The organism is Hyphomicrobium sp. GJ21 (genome assembly GCF_001006785.1).
In the GTDB taxonomy this organism is placed as follows: Bacteria; Pseudomonadota; Alphaproteobacteria; order Rhizobiales; family Hyphomicrobiaceae; genus Hyphomicrobium_B.
Window position 1 is genome coordinate 1064995 of the sequence record NZ_CDHO01000002.1, and the last position, 17812, is coordinate 1082806.

Annotated in this window: 13 protein-coding genes; 9 read left to right on the forward strand and 4 right to left on the reverse strand. The window is 60.4% G+C overall.

Annotated elements, in window-relative coordinates:
• Window positions 1-12 precede the first annotated feature (12 nt).
• On the reverse strand, window positions 13-1944 hold the full coding sequence (locus tag HYPGJ_RS07995; RefSeq protein WP_046846616.1) for a hypothetical protein: 1932 nt from the start codon (window positions 1942-1944) through the stop codon (window positions 13-15).
• A 454-nt stretch (window positions 1945-2398) separates the two neighbouring features.
• Between HYPGJ_RS07995 and HYPGJ_RS08000 the strand changes: the two genes are divergently transcribed.
• The 3 genes from HYPGJ_RS08000 (at window position 2399) to HYPGJ_RS08010 (ending at window position 5299) form a co-directional block, all read left to right on the forward strand.
• Window positions 2399-2839 carry a MarR family transcriptional regulator gene (locus HYPGJ_RS08000; RefSeq protein WP_046846617.1) on the forward strand — a complete coding sequence of 147 codons (441 nt, stop codon included), beginning with the start codon at window positions 2399-2401 and terminating at the stop codon, window positions 2837-2839.
• A 163-nt stretch (window positions 2840-3002) separates the two neighbouring features.
• Complete coding sequence (locus HYPGJ_RS08005) at window positions 3003-3983, forward strand: helix-turn-helix domain-containing protein (RefSeq protein ID WP_046846618.1); 981 nt, start codon at window positions 3003-3005, stop codon at window positions 3981-3983.
• Between the two features lie 194 nt (window positions 3984-4177).
• Entirely contained in the window at window positions 4178-5299 is a 1122-nt protein-coding gene (locus HYPGJ_RS08010) for an extensin family protein (RefSeq protein ID WP_244466050.1), read from the forward strand.
• Between the two features lie 3 nt (window positions 5300-5302).
• Here HYPGJ_RS08010 and HYPGJ_RS08015 read toward each other — a convergent pair whose 3' ends face one another.
• The 3 genes from HYPGJ_RS08015 to HYPGJ_RS08025 all read right to left on the reverse strand — a co-directional run bounded on the left by HYPGJ_RS08015 (window position 5303) and on the right by HYPGJ_RS08025 (window position 12296).
• On the reverse strand, window positions 5303-7759 hold the full coding sequence (locus HYPGJ_RS08015) for a tetratricopeptide repeat protein (RefSeq protein ID WP_046846619.1): 2457 nt from the start codon (window positions 7757-7759) through the stop codon (window positions 5303-5305).
• Between the two features lie 123 nt (window positions 7760-7882).
• Complete coding sequence (locus HYPGJ_RS08020; protein WP_046846620.1) at window positions 7883-11047, reverse strand: multidrug efflux RND transporter permease subunit; 3165 nt, start codon at window positions 11045-11047, stop codon at window positions 7883-7885.
• Between the two features lie 13 nt (window positions 11048-11060).
• Window positions 11061-12296 (reverse strand): efflux RND transporter periplasmic adaptor subunit, encoded by a 1236-nt coding sequence (locus HYPGJ_RS08025; RefSeq protein WP_244466037.1) that lies wholly within the window; start codon window positions 12294-12296, stop codon window positions 11061-11063.
• A 185-nt stretch (window positions 12297-12481) separates the two neighbouring features.
• Here HYPGJ_RS08025 and HYPGJ_RS08030 point away from each other — a divergent pair, with 185 nt between their 5' ends.
• From HYPGJ_RS08030 to HYPGJ_RS08055, 6 genes are all read left to right on the forward strand, one after another.
• On the forward strand, window positions 12482-13129 hold the full coding sequence (locus tag HYPGJ_RS08030; RefSeq protein WP_052750833.1) for a TetR/AcrR family transcriptional regulator: 648 nt from the start codon (window positions 12482-12484) through the stop codon (window positions 13127-13129).
• Between the two features lie 189 nt (window positions 13130-13318).
• Window positions 13319-14134, forward strand: a complete 816-nt coding sequence (locus tag HYPGJ_RS08035) for a quinoprotein dehydrogenase-associated SoxYZ-like carrier (RefSeq protein ID WP_046846622.1) — start codon at window positions 13319-13321, stop codon at window positions 14132-14134.
• A gap of 18 nt (window positions 14135-14152) precedes the next feature.
• A complete protein-coding gene (soxC, locus tag HYPGJ_RS08040) occupies window positions 14153-15451 on the forward strand; it encodes a sulfite dehydrogenase (protein WP_046846623.1) in 1299 nt (432 codons plus the stop codon).
• Between the two features lie 94 nt (window positions 15452-15545).
• Window positions 15546-15980 (forward strand): cytochrome c, encoded by a 435-nt coding sequence (locus HYPGJ_RS08045; RefSeq protein ID WP_244466038.1) that lies wholly within the window; start codon window positions 15546-15548, stop codon window positions 15978-15980.
• A gap of 174 nt (window positions 15981-16154) precedes the next feature.
• Window positions 16155-17369, forward strand: a complete 1215-nt coding sequence (locus tag HYPGJ_RS08050) for a saccharopine dehydrogenase family protein (RefSeq protein ID WP_046846625.1) — start codon at window positions 16155-16157, stop codon at window positions 17367-17369.
• A complete protein-coding gene (locus tag HYPGJ_RS08055) occupies window positions 17369-17806 on the forward strand; it encodes a hypothetical protein (RefSeq protein WP_046846626.1) in 438 nt (145 codons plus the stop codon). Before HYPGJ_RS08050 ends, HYPGJ_RS08055 begins: the two co-directional genes overlap by 1 nt.
• The last annotated feature ends 6 nt before the right edge of the window (window positions 17807-17812 follow it).

A 17812-nucleotide genomic window follows, 5' to 3' on the forward strand; every position in this document is an offset into this window, starting at 1 on the left:
GCTGCGGTGCAATCACGGCGCTGCTTTCACCGTCGAAGTCACCACCGCCGCGACGGCCTTGGCGTCCTTGGCTGTCGGTTCCTTGTCACTTGGCACTTCTGTCGTTCCGGGCGACTGCTCGATTGCCGTCAGCCATTGCTCGGTGCGCGCGAAATCCGGATCCGCCAGGAAGCGTTCGCTCGGAGCAAATCCATCGGCGCGGCTGACGGCCTGCGCCACGAGCTTGCGGAATTCCGGCACATCGAAATACGAGGCGTGCACCAGTTCCTTCCAGGTGAAATACGTGCTGATCGCTGTGTCTGCGCTATGCGGCGGAACGGCGAACCGGATCTGACCTATCGCCTGCCGGAATTTCGCGATCGAAAGGCTTGCGGCCATGTTGCTGTAGTCGGTTACGAGATCGGCGACAGGAGCGGGCAGACGCGGTTGAGACCGATCGAGCCACGCTGGACGGTCGGCAGCGCCCGACACGACCTCGCCTTCGGTGTCGTTGCCGAACCCGGCGCGCTTCACCTCCGCGTTCGTGATGCTGTTCAGGAATTTGCTCGACACCCCGCTGATCACCGACGCCAGCGCTTGGATCGTCGCCATCAGCACGAGCGCGATGATGCCGAAGATCAGCGGCGTCACGACCATGGGGACCGCCAGCGACCAGATCCATCGTTGACTGCTCATGCGGCGCGCGTTGTTCGCCCCTAGGAACCACGAAAGCTCATCCGTCACGAGATGCAGCAGGAGTCCGCTGTTGTAGGTCAAGTCGTGGCCGCCACCGCAGATGATGCCGCCTTCGCACGGCTGCCCGTCCTTGGTCTCGAGAAAGCGCTGGCGAAACCGCATGGCGCGCTCGATCTCGGAGAAATTGGGATACTTGGCTTCTAGCGCGGCCCGCTTTTCGCGGAACTGCTTCCAAAGCGCGGACCGCTCCTGCTGCGTTCGCTCGCTCGGCGCCGCCGCAGAAGCCGGAGTGGCCGCTTCGGTCTCGCGGTTTCGGCGAATGGCGCGCATCTCTTCGCGAAGCGCCTTCATATCCGCTTCGGCCTCGGGCGTGAGGTTCACCTCGTAAACATGCGTGTAGAGCCAGTTCGATAGCCCAACGATCGTCGGAGGCGAGAACAGGACCGCGAGATAGATCAGCGGCAGCGCGATGACGGACGTCAGCGTGATCGTCGAAACGGCGAACGATCGGTCGAAAAACGATAGCCGTGCATCCGGCAGCAATGCCAGACCCTGGATGGCTTCATCCTCCGGGTGCGCCAAAGCCCGCCACCGATCACCGAAACTGTTCCGCGCCCGCTTCGTCACCCGGCGGCGATGATCGAGCATGGAGCGAACGTCGAGATATTTGAAAAGAAAATAAATCAGGAATGCGGGGATGCTCATGAATGCGATCGTCCAATACTGAACGCGCGGAAACAGGCTACCGAACAACAGGCGATCGCCGGTCAGGATCGTTGCCGCTTGATAAATGAGCAGCATCAGCAGGAGCATCATAGACGCGACGAATATAACCTTGCGAACGAGGCTCAGGCGCGTCAGCAGCCACAGTTCTTTCCGCAGGTTGATGAAGGGCGTGCCGACGGTGATCCAGCGTTTCATGTTGGGGAGCGATCGCTTGCGCGCCGCGCATTCCAACAAAGCCGCGGAAACAACCGAGCCGCCGTGGCTATGGCCGATGACGCAGTACGGCTCGCTGCGTACCTCGAGATCCTGCATCATCCTCGCGAGCTTCGCACCAGCCTCGCGGCGCTCGACCTCGCTGTTATCCCCTGACCAGACGAACGGCTTCACGTCGAGCTTGCCGTCGCGTCCCTCTACGAGTTGATTGAGATCCTTCTCAAACGTGCTGTGCGATTCCCACCATTGGAGGTCCAGCTGCGGGCCGCCATCGGCATTCGCCTCCGTCGGCTTCGCAAACGTACCGTGCACTGTAATGATGGTCGCCATAATCCCCTCGTTGCGCGCACCGTTCTCACCCCGCGATCGCCAACCTTCTAGTTGAATGAGCGGCGCGAACCGGCCTTATCCCCTGCGGCGTATCATGATGCCGGGCGGTGGCGAGATGATGCCGCAACTAAGCCGGTCCTGGCATTACAGACGACCGACTGAGGGCTCGAATGGTCGCCGGATGTGGCCCTAAAACCGCGGCCTTACGCTACGAGGAGCTCAAATCCCAGCCAACCATGCGAACCCACGAAATTGTCTGAGTTGCCGCAGGCTGGACCTGCGCCGCATGTTAGCCCCACAGCGATCGCGCAAACTTCGCGTCGATGCAGAACAAGCCATCTCCGCTTGGTTCTATTTTCATAGCCCCGGTAATCGAGACTTGGCGCGCCGGCTCGTGCTTTCTCGACAAGTGTTTGCATACTGATGAATGCCCACCAGGGCTGGGAGACGAGACATGAGTCAAAACAATTCGGCACACTTTCAGCGATCAATTTTGCATCTGCTCCGTCGCGTCGATCAGTGCGCGACCCAACTTTACTCTGACGAAACAGGCGACAGCGACCTGACGCTCAGGCAGTTGGCGATCATGACCGCGATTTCGCGCGAGGATGACCTTAGTCAGACCGATCTCGTCGCCATCACCGGCATCGACCGTTCGACGGTTGCCGGCATCGTCAGCAGGCTGATCCGCAAGGGGCTTTTGGAACGCCGCCGCTCGCCGGTCGACGGCCGCGCGTATTGCGTGAGGTTGACGAAACGCGGCATTAAAGCCGTTGCCGGTGCTGATCGCCTATACTTGCGCATCGAGAAAAAACTGCTGTCTGGAGTTTCTTCGGCGGAAGCAGCTCAATTCGTATCGACTCTTAAAAGCATTCTCGGATCGCAAACGACCTGATTATACTCCGGGTCTTAATGTGCGCTTTAAGACATAAAATACCAACAGATATCCCGAGTTTGCATTTGACCGGCTCAGCATAGAAATTATCATTCCGCGCATTATCCGCACGGTGATCCTATGTCGAGCCCGCCCACATTGCATCCAATCTCCCGGTGATATCGTGAAGCGCCGCGCCTCTGAGACGGCCCTCGTATCGACCGCCTCCGTCCACCCGCGAGACCGCTTCGACTACTGGCATGAGGCGGCCTGCAAGGCCATGGTTCCGTTTGAATGCAGGCCGCGTGATCTCTCCACGTTCGAGGGCGAGATCACGGCCTTGCCGTTCGCCGGAGCGTTTCTCACAATCGCCAGCAACAACGGTCTGAGCACCTGGCGCACCTCCCGCCAGCTAGCGCAGTCGAAGAACTCCGTCTTCATCTGTGCGCAGATTTCCGGATCCACGAGGATCAGCCAGAACGGCCGCGACGTGGTTCTGAAGGCGGGCGATCTGACCCTCGTCGATAACGCCGCCGCCAGCACCTTCGAGTGTTCGACAGGGTGCAAAAAATTCATGCTCGAAATCGAACGGCGCAATTGCGAAGCCCGCCTCGGCCGCATCGGACAACTCACCACACGGCGCATCGACGGGGCGAGCGGCGCCGGCGCTCTGGTCTCAAACTTCATCCAGTTGCTTCCGGTGCAGTTGGCGCTGCTCAGTGACACGGCCCAGAAACAGATTTCGTATCAGCTGACAGATCTCGTCGCCTTGGCGCTCGCCGAAGGCGACGGCGGCTCGACCGCGCGCTCGTCTGGACGACTGATCTCGCTTCTACGGCTCAAGGCCGTCGTCGACGCCAATCTCACCAACCCGAACGTGACGTGCGAGGAACTCGCCGCCGATGCGGGCATTTCGGTGCGCTACGCCAACCAGCTGCTCGAAGCCGAGGAAACATCTCTGCAACGTCTGCTGTTCACCCGCAGACTTGAAAAATGCCAGGATGCGCTAGCCGACCCGGCTCAGGCGCATCGACAAATCAGCGACATTGCTTACTCGTGGGGATTCGGAGACGTCTCGCATTTCGGCCGGCTTTTCAAAAGCACGACGGGTCTCACTCCCAGGACTTACCGAGCGCAGGCGCAGAAACCAGGCGCAAGAGTTTAACAACTCTTTATCTTGCACATACGCCGGACCACTCCCGCACCGGAACCAGCGGCCGCCCGTCGTCGTTTCATCAGCACCCGCATCATATGCTCCGCGCTGGCGAAATCGCTTGAGCGGCCACCTCTCGCCCTAATCGAAACGTAACCAGGATATGCGATGCTGGCGCGATGCCCGCCAGATTTTTGTTGGAGCTTATGGTGAGCGCCCGGCACGAAGTTCTGATCCGCGCACGGGCGCTGCAAGCGCGCGCAAAGGTGCTGCAGGCGCGCGCCGAGGCCCTGCGGACTCTGGCGATCGCCAGAGCGGTGCGCTTTTTCGTTCGCGCTTCGATCAACCTGTCGCGCGCCGTTTTCATTGGGCTGGTTCTGCTCGCCGTGTTGCATGCCTACCTGACCGAGCGCGGCCCGACCGTGCCCTCGATCGAAATCGTTCGGACGCATCCGCTCGCCCCGGATGCCCACGAACCCAACGCCGGTGCTGCCTCCGGAGCAAAGGAAGCGGCAGCGGATCCGGCGGCGCCATCCTCCCCGGCAACGGATCCCAAAGTCGCCGCTCCCCTTCCACCCGCTCTCCAAAAAGTTCCCGAGTGGACCGAAACCGAAATCGCGGACGCCAAATCCGAGTGTGAGCGATTGCTCGATAAGACGACGATCGTCACCGAGCCGCTTCCGCCTGCGCATGAAGGCGCCTGCGGAGCGCCGGCGCCGCGTGAGCTTCAGAGCCTTGGCGCGAGCAAGGTAAAGTTCCAACCACCGGCGACGCTCCGCTGTCCGATGATCGCAGCGCTCAACACGTGGATTACCGATAAGCTGCAGCCCGCTGCCAAGAAAAGCTTCGGCTCGCCCATCGCACGCGTTCTGGCTGGTTCGTATTCATGTCGCAATCGCTATGGGCTGGCACGCGCACCCATCAGCGAGCACGCGTATATGAACGCGATCGATATCTCGGGCTTTGTGCTCGAGAACGGAAAAGTCATCCGGATTTCGAAATCTTGGGCCGCGCCGAAGGAGGAAACGGTCGCGGACGCCAAGAAGCCAGCAGGCGCTCACGGTGGGCGCGCGAAAACGGTGACCGTCGTCGCGGTTCGGATTGCATCATCGAAGGTTGGCGCAACCGACGAAACTGAGAAGTCGAAGACCAAACCGGACGAAACCAAAAAGCCGGAAAAAGACCCGACGTCCGAATTCCTGCACGTGGCCCACAACGAAGCGTGCGAGATATTCGGAACCGTTCTAGGCCCCGACGCCAACGCCGCGCACCACGATCACTTCCATCTCGACATGAAAGAACGGAAGTACCGTTCGATCTGCCATTAGCCGTCAGCCTGCAACGGCGAACGCGCGCGGTGGCTCGCCGGCGCGTGCGATGTCGCACATCATGGAAAGCGCCCGCTCGAAGTTCTTCGTGTAGCGCATGCTGTCGAACAACGGCGCGGCTTCCCGCTGCCTTGCAAGTTTCGCACTGAGAGCAGCGAGCTTGGATTTATCTCGCGCCAATGCGAGTGCAAGCTCGGCATAGTCCTCGAGGTTTTTCGTGACGAGCTCCGGCAATCCCACCGCCGTCAGCAGGCTCGCTGCAACGCGCCCGGAGAACGTCTCGCCCATCGCGGTAATAACCGGCAGGCCGGCCCAAAGTGCGTCGCTCGCGGTCGTGTGCGCGTTGCAGGGAAGCGCGTCGAGAAAGAGATCCGCGAGACGATGCCGCGCGAGATGCTCCGCAATCGGCTTGCGGCTTGCGAACACCAGCCGGTCCGGATCGACACCGCGCTGAGCCGCCTCGCGCCGAAGATTTTCACGGCATGTGACGGTCGGGACGAGAAGCCAAAGCACGGAGCCGTCAACGTTCCGCAATAGCGACATCCAGACGTCGAACATCGCCGCGTTCAGCTTGTAGCTGTTGTTGAACGAACAGAAGACAAAGGCGTCGCTGGGCAAACCGGCATCGGCCCGCGTCACGGGCATCTCTGAAATCGTTCGCTTGCGATCGTTCGGCTGATAGCAATCCGGCAAATGAACGATGCGCTCGGAATAATCTCCCTGATGCGCCATCGGCGCGACGATCGGATCGGCCACGATGTAGTCGATGCCGTCCATGCCCATCGAGCCCGGATAGCCGAGATAGTTCACCTGAATGGGGGCTGGCCGATAGCTGAGAATTTCCGGCCGACCATCGCGCGTATAGCCTTTGAGATCGACGAGGATATCGATGCCGTCGTCGTGGATTGCGCGCGCCGCATTGCGATCGGTCATATTGCCGATCGGCACATAGTGATCGAACGCGGCCACGACGCGACGGCGCAGGTCGCTGCCATCGTCCGGACTGAAGCAGTATCCGAAAAGCTCGAAGCGACTGCGGTCGATGTTCTCCAGAACCTCGACCAGCAGCATCGCCGTCGCATGATTGAAAAAGTCGGCCGACAGAAACCCGACGCGAATGCGCTGCCCGGTTCCGAGGCCGTTGCGATGCTGCGTGAAGCGCAGCGCGACCGGAGCTGACAGCGTCGCGGCGTTTTTTCGTCCCGCTTGCAACTGATCGGCGCGCGTCGATGGAATCGAGATCAACTGGAACGGGGCGACGAGTTCCTTGCGCTGCCGGAACTGATCGAGGCAATCCGCTTCCTCGCGATCGAGCCCCTCCCAGTCGCACAGAACGCGGCGCAGATTCATCCGCTCGAAGCGGTTCGCGACCGAGTCCGGCGCATGCTCGACGGATCTGGAAAATGCAGCAAGTGCCTCGTCGTGGCGCTCGCGCTCCTTGAGCGTCACCGCAAGATTGTAATGCGCGAGTGCGAGCGTCGAATTGAGTTCGATCGCCTTTTCGTAGGCTTGGATCGCGCCGTCCGCCATACCCATGCCGCGAAGCAGATTGCCGACGCTGGCGTAAGCTTCGGCACGATCGGGATCGATCGCGAGGCCCGCCTGATAGCTCGCAAGCGCTTCCTCCTTGCGCCCGAGGCTCGTGAAGGCGAGCGCCATGTTGAGCAGCGCATCCGCCGAATTCGCGTCCGTGAGCGCGGCGCGGCTGTAGACGTCGATGGCTTCCTCGTATCGCCATTGCGTCCGCAGATAGTCGCCGAGCTCGTTTAAGGTTTGGGCGACCTCTTCAGGACTTTTTGTCTGCTCCGAAAGCGCCGCTTCGATTTCGCTGATCGACCCTGAAGCCGCGAGTATCCGCTGCTCCAGCCGCCGCAACTCGTCGAGCGAAGGATCGATCACGAGCGCCCGCCGGCAATACGTCAAAGCCTCTGAACACTTGCCGCTTTGCAGCATCATTTCAGCCAGTCGCGCCAGCACGCGCGGCTGCTCCGGCTTCAAGCGAAGCGACGTCAGATAGGCGTCGATCGCCTCCGCGTTGCTCTCGGCGACTCGCAGCAGGTTGCCGAGAACTTCGAAGGCGGCCGAATTTTCAGGCTGCAGGCCGACGCACTGCTTGCAGGCTTCTATGGCCTCCTGCGAGCGTTTGAGATCGGCAAGAATGATCGCGAGGTTCAGCCACGCCTGATGATAATTCGGATCGGACGCGAGGCTTTGGCGAATATAGTCGACCGCACGCGCGCCGTCGTTGCACTTGAATGCAATCAGACCGAGGTGATGCAGCGTCGGCGGATGGCCCGGCGCTTTCGCCAAAACGCGCCGGTGCGCCGTTTCCGATTTTAGCCATTCGCCCGCCTGCAGATAGTTCACCGCCTCGCGATAATCTGCGGCGATCGCGGGATCGATCTGATGAGGCGCTACGCCGACCGTCGCCTGCGCACGCCGTCGCTCTTTGCGATTCATGGCTCACTCGATGATAGCCGTTTCGGCACAATCGAGGACCAGACATGACTCCGCCAGCGTGCACGGAGCTTGCGAGCCTAAGGCGGTGAACAAACTCCGGCGAACGCACCGCCGGAGACTTCACTATTCTGCGGGGTGCAGTTCAGGCTCGGCCCGCCGGCGCCGGCCGAGACCCGCGAGCCAGCGGCAGACCACGTAGAACACGGGCGTAAAGATCAAACCGAACACCGTGACGCCGATCATGCCCGAGAACACCGCCGTTCCGAGCGCCTGACGAAGCTCGGCACCCGCACCGACCGCCCAAACCAGCGGCACGACGCCGAGAATGAACGCCAGCGACGTCATGAGAATCGGCCGCATTCTGAGGCGCGCGGCTTCGGTTGCGGCCGCGAACCGGTCTCGTCCTTGCGCCTCGAGTTGCTCCGCGAATTCGACGATCAGAATCGCATTCTTCGCGGCGAGGCCTATGAGCACGATGAAGCCGACCTGCGTCAGGATGTTGTTGTCCATGCCGCGCAGGATGACACCCGTGATAGACGCGATGAGACTCATCGGAACGATCAGAATGACGGCGAGCGGCAGCGTCAGGCTTTCGAACTGCGCCGCAAGAACCAGGAAGACGAATGCAACACCCAGCGCGAATGCAAACACCGCCGTGTTGCCGGCGCGAATTTGCTGGAACGCCAGATCCGTCCATTCATAGCTGAAGCCAGGAGGCAGCGTTTCGGCCGCAAGCTTCTGCATGATGTCGATCGCTTGCCCCTGGGAAAATCCGGGCGCCGCCGAACCATCGAGTTCGGCTGCCGGATACAGGTTGTATCGCGGAACGCGTGACGGGCCGGAGACATCGCTGATGGTCGTGAACGAACCGAGCGGAACGGCATCGCCGTTGGCGTTCCTGACCCTGATGTTAAGCGCATCCTTGCTCGTCAGACGAAAGGCGCTGTCCGCCTGTGCGGTCACGCGGTACGTCCGGCCGATGATGTTGAAGTCATTGACGTAGATCGAGCCGAGATACGACTGCAGCGCCGCAAACACGTCGGGAATATTGATCCCGAGCATTTCTGCCTTGACGCGGTCGATGTCGAGATAAAGCTGCGGCGTCGCCGTTTCGAAGAGCGAGAACACCTGCATCACGCCCGGCGTCTGCGCCGCTTTACCCATCATCGCGTTGACCGCATCCTGCAGCACGCTGGACGATGCGCCGGAACGGTTTTCGACCATCATGCGGAAACCGCCCGCACTGCCGAGACCGCGAACCGGCGGCGGCGAGACGACGAGAACCATGCCTTCCTGGATCGCCGAGAACTTTGCCAGCAGCGCGCTTTGAATGCCCTTTGCTGACTGCGCCGGATCGCGCGAGCGTTCTTCGAATGGCTTCAGCACGATGAACACGGCGCCGGCGTTCGAAGCGTTGACACGCGTGGCGCCGGAGAAGCCGACGATGCTGACAGCATGGGCGACGCCCGGCACCGTCAGCGCAAGATCGACGATGCGCCTGTTGACGGCGTCCGTCCGATCAAGAGCTGCCGCCGGTGGCAATTGCACGACAGTGATCAGATAACCGCCGTCCTGGTCTGGAATGAACCCGATCGGCGTTTTGCGGAACTCGTTCAATCCGAATGCGATCAAGCCGACATATACGACCAGCATGATGACCGCGAAGCGGACGATCTTGCCGACGAACCAGCTATAGCCCGACGAAAGCTTGTCGAAGCTCCAGTTGAACAATCGGAAGAACGCATGCACCGGCCACATGATCAGACTGGAGCGATGCGTCTCGGTATGAGGTTTCAGCAACAGCGCGCACAGCGCTGGCGACAGCGTCAGTGAAACGATCAGCGAGATGACCGTCGCGCCTGCGATCGTCAGCGCGAACTGACGATAGAACTGGCCTGAAATACCCGTGATGAACGCCGACGGCACGAACACCGCCGTCAGCACGAGCGCGATGGCGATCAGGGCGGTGCCGACCTCCTCCATCGTGCGATAGGACGCCTCGCGCGGACTCAATCCGTTCGCGATATTACGCTCGACGTTCTCGACCACGACGATCGCGTCGTCGACCACGATGCCGATTGCGAGCACCAGACCGAACAGGGACAGGTTGTTCAGCGAGAAGCCGAACATCGCCATGATGAAGAACGTGCCGACGAGCGACACGGGAATGGCGACAATCGGAATGATCGCGGCACGCCATGTCTGCAGGAAAAGAACGACGACAAGGACGACCAGAACGATCGCCTCCAGAATCGTTTCAACGACCGCGTTGACCGACTGCTGAATGTAATCGGTCGGATTGTAGATGATGTCGTACTTGATACCCGGCGGGAAATTCTTCGAAATTTCCTCCATCGTATCCTTGATCTTCTGCGCCGTATCGATGGCGTTCGAACCCGGCAGCTGGAAGATGCCGAGGCCGACGGCAGCGGTTTTATCAAGGTAGGAGTTCACGCCGTAGTCGAGACCGGCAAGCTCGGTTCGCGCGACATCCTTCAGCCTGACGACCGCATCCCCACTTCGCTTGACGATGATCTCGCCGAACTGTTTCGGATCGGCGAGACGACCAAGCGTCTGGACCGTGATTTGAAACGCGCCCGGATCTTTCATCGGCGGCTGATTGAGGATGCCTGCCGCAACCTGCACGTTCTGCCCTTGCAACGCCGTCACGACGTCGCCGGCCGTCATCGCCAGAGATTGCAGGCGGTCCGGATCGAGCCACACGCGCATCGAGTAGTCGCGGCCGCCGAACACCGTGATCGAACCAATGCCTTGAATACGGCTCAGGGTGTCGACGAGATTGACGTTGGCGTAGTTCGAAATGAACAGCGTGTCGCGCGAATTATCCGGCGATAGCAGATGCACGACCATCATCAGGTCCGGCGATGCCTTCGCCACCGTGACGCCGATGTTGCGGACGTCGGCCGGAAGGCGCGGCTGCGCGATCGCCACGCGGTTCTGAACCTGAACCTGCGCAATATCGAGGTTGGTGCCAATATCGAACGTGATGGAGATCGAGAAGCGTCCGTCGTTCGTCGAGTTCGACGAAATGAACAGCATGCGCTCGACGCCGTTGATCTGCTGTTCGAGCGGCGTCGCGACCGTCGCGGCCACCACCTCGGCGCTGGCACCCGGATACTGGCCGGTGACGTTCACGACGGGCGGCGCGATATCGGGATACTGCGCGATCGGCAGCCGCGTCACGGAAACCGCGCCGAGGATCATGATCACGATCGAGACGACGGCCGCAAAGATCGGCCGGTCGATGAAGAAATGCGAGATGCGCATTCGGTCTGCCTGTTCAGTTGGTGCGGACCGACTGGTCCTTCGCCGTCGCTGCTTCGGCTGTCGCCTGTTGAGGAGCGACCTTGACGCCCGGACGCACACGCATCAGGCCATTGACGATGACGGTGTCATCCGCCGCAAGGCCTGCGGTGATGACCCTGAGGCCATCGACGACCGGACCGAGCGTCACGTACTTCGGCGTCGCGACATCGTCCTTGCCGACAGCGAGAACATACTTGCGTACCTGTTCGGTGCCGATCGCGGTATCAGGCACGAGCAGAGCCTCGGCCGGCGGAGATGCCGAAAGCCGGATGCGGCCGAACATTCCGGGCGTCAGCTTGCCATCGGCGTTCGCGAACACGGCGCGCCCACGGATTGTCCCCGACGCTCGGTCGATGACGTTGTCCACGAAATCAATCTTGCCGTTGTGCTTGAAATCCTGCTCGTCGATGAGCTTCAGCGACACGGGCAGGGTCATGCCGCGATCAATGGAGTTCGCCTGCGCTCCCGACGCCGCGCGCAAGTAACGGAGATAGGACTGCTCATCCATCGTGAATTCGAACCGGATCGGATCGACGGAAACGATCGTCGCAAGAAGCGTCGTCGTACCCGCGGAGCCTCCGCTGACGAGATTGCCCGTCGAAACGCGGCGATCGCCGATGCGCCCCGAAATCGGAGCGGCAAGCTCGGTGAAATCGAGATCGAGCTGCGCCTGGCGCGTTGCCGCCTCCTGCGCCGTCACGTTGGCTTCCGCGACGCGCATCGTTTGCACGCGTTGATCCAAGGTCTGTTGCGTGATCGTCGTGCCGCGCACGAGACTTTCGCCGCGCTTTAAATCGGCTTGCGCGAAGGCAAGGTTCGCCTGCGCCTGCGAAACCGCGGCTTTCGACTGATCGAGCGCAGCCTGGAATGGGCGGCGATCGATCGTGAACAGCGGATCGCCCGCTTTCACCATCTGGCCGTCGGTGAAATGAATTTTATCGAGATAGCCTGAGACACGCGCACGAACCTCGACGAAATCGACAGCAATGAAACGGCCGACATACTCGTCGTAATCCGAAACGAGCTTTTTCACGGGCTTGGCAACTGTCACGACGGGCGCGGGGGGAGCGGCGGCCGTCTGCGCATTCGACTTCTCCTCGCCACATCCGGACAGACCGAAGGCGACCAGCAGCGTCGACGTTGCGATGATGGCGGATCTCGTAAACAGCTTGAATCTCCGTCTGTCTAACTTTGCCGGTGGCTGCATCATTGCCGGAGCGCCAGATGCGTTTTTTTCGTTGACGGCGCCCCATACCTATCGCCGCATGGAGTGAACTCTCGCAGGCCAAGGGCTGCGTTGCCAAAGAAGCAAATGACAAGGAACTGCGAGTCGTGATACTTGTTACCGATCGGTAACGCGTAGGTACCGACCGGTAACATCCTCGTCAAGGGGCCATGAACACACTGCAGATCAACAGATTGCGCATGGACGGCTCTCCGGAGCTCGCGGAACTGCCGCCCCGAGAGCGGATCATGGTTGCGGCGCGCGACCTTTTTTACCGGTACGGCCTCCACCCCGTTGGGGTCGATGCCATCGCCGAGACCGCTCTTACCAATAAAATGACGCTCTATAGGCATTTCAAATCAAAGGACGATTTGATCGTCGCCTATATCAAACGGCTCGCAGACGAAGGCGACGAAGTCTGGGAGCGCATTATTTCCGAGAACTCCGGGAACCCGGAAAAGTGCCTTGATGCCTGGGTCGATTACGTCGAGGATGTCCTGACCAATAAGCTCGAACGCGGCTGCGCCATCGCCAATGCGGCCGTCGAGCTCGACGCCGAGCATCCCGCACGGGCCGTAATCGAGGCTTACAAGAGCCGTAAGCGCGCCAATCTGGTGAAGTTGTTCAAGTCGGCGCGCTACCGCGAACCCGAGCTTCTCGCCGACGAAGTGTTTCTACTGTTCGAGGGCGCACGCATCAACATTCAGTGCGGCAAGAAAGGTCCAGCCTCGCGCCTCGTCCGGATGCTGCGCAATTTGTTGGCGGCAGCGCCTCGCCTTTCGGCCTCAAAAGTTCGCCGAAGCCCGACGATTGCGTGAGAAAACCTGCCGCAATTCCACAACCCGTTGATTTTGAACGAGTATAGCAACCACCTATATATTGCAGTGAGGCCGCGCGCATCTTGCGTAGCGGATGACTTGCACAACATGCTGGTGTAGAATTGGGAAGATTTGGCAAACGCCAAGGACCGTTTGCTTGGCGATCTCTATCCTGGACAAAGAGGTAGCATGCGCAGCATAGCGATCCGGTCGGCAACATTGGCACTGCTTGGCATGGCGCTGGCGTTTGCAGCGCCGAACTCGCGCGCTGCCGACGACACAGCCATTTGGGACGGAATTAAAAGCGCCACCTTCGGCAGCCGCGATCTCCTGGACGGCGCCGGAAAAGTGAAGCTCGAGACGCCTTATCGCGCCGAAGACGCCTCGACGGTGCCGATCACCATCCGCCTCCCTGCCGAGTTCGCGAAGGACGTCAAATCGCTGACGTTGGTCATCGACAAGAATCCTTCGCCCATCGTCGCAACATTCAACTACGGCGATGCAGCCGGGACCGGCGAACGGGTTCTCGCGACACGCGTCCGTATCGATCAATATTCCGATGTGCGCGCCATCGCCGAGACGGCCGACGGCAAGCTCTACATGACATCGAGCTTTGTGAAGGCCTCGGGCGGCTGCTCGGCGCCGGCTTCGAAAGATGCCGAGGAAGCCGCGAAATCGATGGGCAAGATGAAGATCCGAACGGCCTTCAAAGATCCTGAAGCGGCAGCCGTCCAGGAAGCCGAGGTCATGATCCGGCATCCCAACAATTCCGGATTGCAAATGGATCAGGTGACGGGCCTCTACACGCCGGCGCATTTTGTCGACAAGATCGAGGTTCGCACCGGCGACAAACTCGTCTTCACGATGACGGGCGGAATTTCGATCAGCGAGAATCCGCACTTCCGGTTTTCGTATCAGGGCAATCCGACCGACGTGATGAGCGTGCACGCGGAAGATTCCGAGGGCATGGCCTTCAACGGCAAGTCCACACCGAGCCAATCGTAACTGTCGCGCCCACGGTCCATGACCGGTAAATTTTCAGACAGTGATCTGACACCAATTGCAGGCGGTGGTCTTTTAGACCGCCGCCTTTTGCTTAAGCGCGGCGCACTCTTTGCGGTCGCCGCGGCGGCGACCGCCGAACCCGCGCGAGGAGACGCCGCGAAACCGGCGCATGCTGAGGACTTGGCCGATCCGGCTTGGCTACACCGAACAGGTGGCCCGTTCACCAGCTACGGCACGCCGTCGAAATACGAAAAATACGTCGTGCGCAACATCGGAGGCAATCGCGAACCCGCTGGCGATGGCGTCTCTTGGACGCCTCTCGAAGATCTCGAAGGCATCGTCACGCCGAGCGGATTGCATTTCGAGCGCCACCATAACGGCGTGCCTGATATCGACCCGAAGCAGCACCGCCTCGTGATCCACGGCCGCGTCCGTCGGGAACTTATGTTCACGATCGAAAACCTTCTCCGTTATCCGATGCGGTCGCAGTTTTTGTTCATCGAATGCGGCGGCAACAGCAACGCCGGCTGGCATGAGGAACCGATACAGCGCCCCGTCGGATCGTTTCATGGTCTCGTCTCGTGCTCGGAATGGACGGGCGTACCGCTGTCCATTCTCCTTGACGAAGCGGGCGTCGATGAAGGCGCATCCTGGGTCATCGCAGAGGGCGCCGATGCCAATCTTTTAAACGTCAGCCTGCCGCTATCGAAACTCATGGATGATGCCATCGTCGGGCTCTATCAAAACGGCGAGCGTCTGCGGCCAGAAAATGGCTATCCTGTCCGTCTGATCGTGCCGGGCTGGGAGGGCATCACGAATGTCAAATGGCTTCGGCGATTACACGTCACCGACCAGCCCTCCATGACACGCAACGAAACAGCGAAGTACACCGAGTTGCTTCCCTCAGGCATCGCGCGAATGTTCACATTCGTGATGGACGCGAAATCGCTGATCACATCGCCGTCGCACGGCCAAACCCTGGAAGGTCCGGACGTCTATCAGATTCGCGGCCTCGCATGGAGCGGACGTGGCAAGATCGTCAAAGTCGAAGTCTCGGCGGACGCCGGTAAGTCATGGGCGGAAGCCCTTCTCGATGAGCCGGTGATGACACGCTGCTTCACGCGCTTCCGCATGCCTTGGCATTGGAGCGGGCAGCCCGCAATTCTCAAGAGCAGGGCAACCGATGAAACCGGCTACGTGCAGCCCGAACGCGACGTTCTTATCAAGGAACGCGGGCGCAACGGCTATTTCCACTACAATGCCATCGTAAGCTGGGCCGTCGACGAGGACGGGGCAGTCAGCCATGTCTACGCCTAGCCTCACAAAGCTCTTCATGTGTCTTGCATGCGTGGTCATAGCGACTGACGCGCAGGCTCAAAGTCGCGCGCAAGCGCCACAACTCGGAACGCCGATGTCGAAGGCTGACGTTGCCAAATGGGACATCACGGTCTTTCCGGACGGCCGCGGTTTGCCTCCCGGCCACGGCACGGCGAAAGAGGGCCGAGTTCTCTACCTACAGAAATGTGCAAGCTGTCACGGCGACCAAGGTCAAGGCGCAACGGCGGAAGACCTCGTCAGCGGCCCGACGCCGCCGACCGCCGGTCACCCGAACAAGGCCATCGGATCGTACTGGCCCTACGCAACGACGATCTTCGATTTTGTCCGGCGCGCTATGCCGCCTTCGGCCCCGGGCTCTCTGTCGTCCGATGAACTGTATGCGCTGACGGCTTATCTTCTCGCGGCCAATAAGATCATCTCAGAAAGCGATGAAATGGACGCACTCTCTTTACCGAAGGTTGAGATGCCGAACCGCAATGGTTTCGTCCCCATCGACGCCAAGAAGTGAGCCGCCGAAAGCATTTGCACTGTCATAATCGGCGCCCGCCGCGCCGGAACGCTCCCGCAGCTCTCGCCCAATCGGCTAACGTCTTTGAATTAGTATTGAAATACCCGCCGACGTGCCCTATTTCCGGCCCCCAGCGATGCCGCCCAGGCGGCGGATCAAAACAGGAGCGGGCGAGTGGACAACGTACTCATCATCGGGGCTGGCGCGGCGGGTTCGGTCGTTGCGAAAAAATGCGCGATGAACCGCGACGTTTTCAAGAAGATCCATCTTGCCTCGCGCCGCATCGAAAGCTGCAAGAAGGTCAAGGCCGAGTGCGTCTCGCCGATCGATATCTCGCAGGTCGATGCCGACAACGTCGCGGAGACGGTGGAGCTTCTCAACAAGGTCAAGCCCGACCTCGTGATCAACATGGCGCTTCCCTACCAGGATCTGCCGATCATGGACGCCTGCCTCGAAGCCGGCGTCAACTACATGGACACGGCGAACTACGAGCCGCGCGAAGAGGCGAAATTCACGTACAAATATCAGTGGCCTTACCACGATAAGTTCAAGGCCAAGGGCCTGATGGCCGTTCTCGGCTGCGGTTTCGATCCCGGCGTCACGAACATCTTCTGCGCCTATGCGCAGGAAAAGCTCTTCGACGAGATTCACACCATCGACATCATCGACTGCAACGCCGGCAGCCACGGCAAGGCCTTCGCGACCAATTTCAATCCGGAGATCAATCTCCGCGAAGTGACCCAGCGCGGCAAATACTGGAAGAACGGCGAATGGATCGAGATCGACCCGCTGTCGATTTCGACAATGATCGACTATCCGGAAGTCGGGCCGGTCAAGTCTTACCTGATCTATCACGAGGAAGAGGAAAGCCTCGTCGAGAACATCAAGGGCCTGGAGCAGATCCGCTTCTGGATGACGTTCTCCGACAACTACATCAAGCACCTCGAAGTGCTCGAGAACGTCGGCATGACGCGCATCGATCCCGTCATGTACAAGGGCAACCCCGTCATTCCGATGGAATTCCTGAAATCGCTCCTGCCGGAGCCGTCGTCGCTTGCCGAGAACTACACCGGCAAAACGTCGATCGGTGTCGTGCTGAAAGGCGAAAAGAAGGGCAAGAAAAAGCGCTACATGATCTGGAACGTCTGCGACCACGCCGAGACCAACAAGGAAGTCGGCGCGCAGGCCGTGTCCTACACCACCGGCGTGCCGCCCGTCGTCGGCGCCATCATGATGTTCCGCAAGGAATGGAAGGGTAAAGGCGTGTTCAACGTCGAGCAGTTGCCGCCCGTGCCGTTCCTGGAAGAGCTTGGCAAGCAGGGCCTGCCGTGGCACGTGGAAGAGATCGAGAAACACGATCAGAAGAAGCTCTTTGCCGTCGAGACCTGATGAGCGAAGCCGACATTCTCAGCGTTCGCAACGACGTGACCGGGCTCGTCATCTCGGTCGTGTCCGTTAGCTTCGGAATGATTTCGGCTTACATCGCCGGGCTCTGGCTGTTTCTGCGCGAAGCGCCGCTGTTCCTTCGGCTTCTCGCGTTCGCGCTGCTGTCGTGCGGCTTGGCCTTCATGGGCGCCGTGACGGCAGGCTTGAACGGTCTCCTGATCGGCACCGATCACGCCTGGGCGAAGTTGGCGGCGCGGGCGACGGACATCGACAATTTCGGAGATGTCCGACCGCCCTGGCTATACGGCTTGAGCCTTTACGAAGCGTCGGCAGGGCTCGGTGCATTGGCGTTTGGCGCGATCTATCTGGCGCTCGCGTATCTGACGTTCGTCTACAAATGGCCCGGCACGACCGCCGGCCCCGTTCGCGTTACGAATTAGCGCGAG

Excerpts from the sequence above, each read along its gene's own strand:
- soxC (WP_046846623.1), top strand. The coding sequence starts at position 14,153 with ATGACCGGTAAATTTTCAGACAGTGATCTGACACCAATTGCAGGCGGT.
- HYPGJ_RS08025 (WP_244466037.1), bottom strand. The coding sequence starts at position 12,296 with ATGATGCAGCCACCGGCAAAGTTAGACAGACGGAGATTCAAGCTGTTT.
- HYPGJ_RS08030 (WP_052750833.1), top strand. The coding sequence starts at position 12,482 with ATGAACACACTGCAGATCAACAGATTGCGCATGGACGGCTCTCCGGAG.
- HYPGJ_RS08020 (WP_046846620.1), bottom strand. The coding sequence starts at position 11,047 with ATGCGCATCTCGCATTTCTTCATCGACCGGCCGATCTTTGCGGCCGTC.
- HYPGJ_RS08035 (WP_046846622.1), top strand. The coding sequence starts at position 13,319 with ATGCGCAGCATAGCGATCCGGTCGGCAACATTGGCACTGCTTGGCATG.
- HYPGJ_RS07995 (WP_046846616.1), bottom strand. The coding sequence starts at position 1,944 with ATGGCGACCATCATTACAGTGCACGGTACGTTTGCGAAGCCGACGGAG.
- HYPGJ_RS08045 (WP_244466038.1), top strand. The coding sequence starts at position 15,546 with ATGTCGAAGGCTGACGTTGCCAAATGGGACATCACGGTCTTTCCGGAC.
- HYPGJ_RS08055 (WP_046846626.1), top strand. The coding sequence starts at position 17,369 with ATGAGCGAAGCCGACATTCTCAGCGTTCGCAACGACGTGACCGGGCTC.
- HYPGJ_RS08015 (WP_046846619.1), bottom strand. The coding sequence starts at position 7,759 with ATGAATCGCAAAGAGCGACGGCGTGCGCAGGCGACGGTCGGCGTAGCG.
- HYPGJ_RS08000 (WP_046846617.1), top strand. The coding sequence starts at position 2,399 with ATGAGTCAAAACAATTCGGCACACTTTCAGCGATCAATTTTGCATCTG.
- HYPGJ_RS08010 (WP_244466050.1), top strand. The coding sequence starts at position 4,178 with ATGGTGAGCGCCCGGCACGAAGTTCTGATCCGCGCACGGGCGCTGCAA.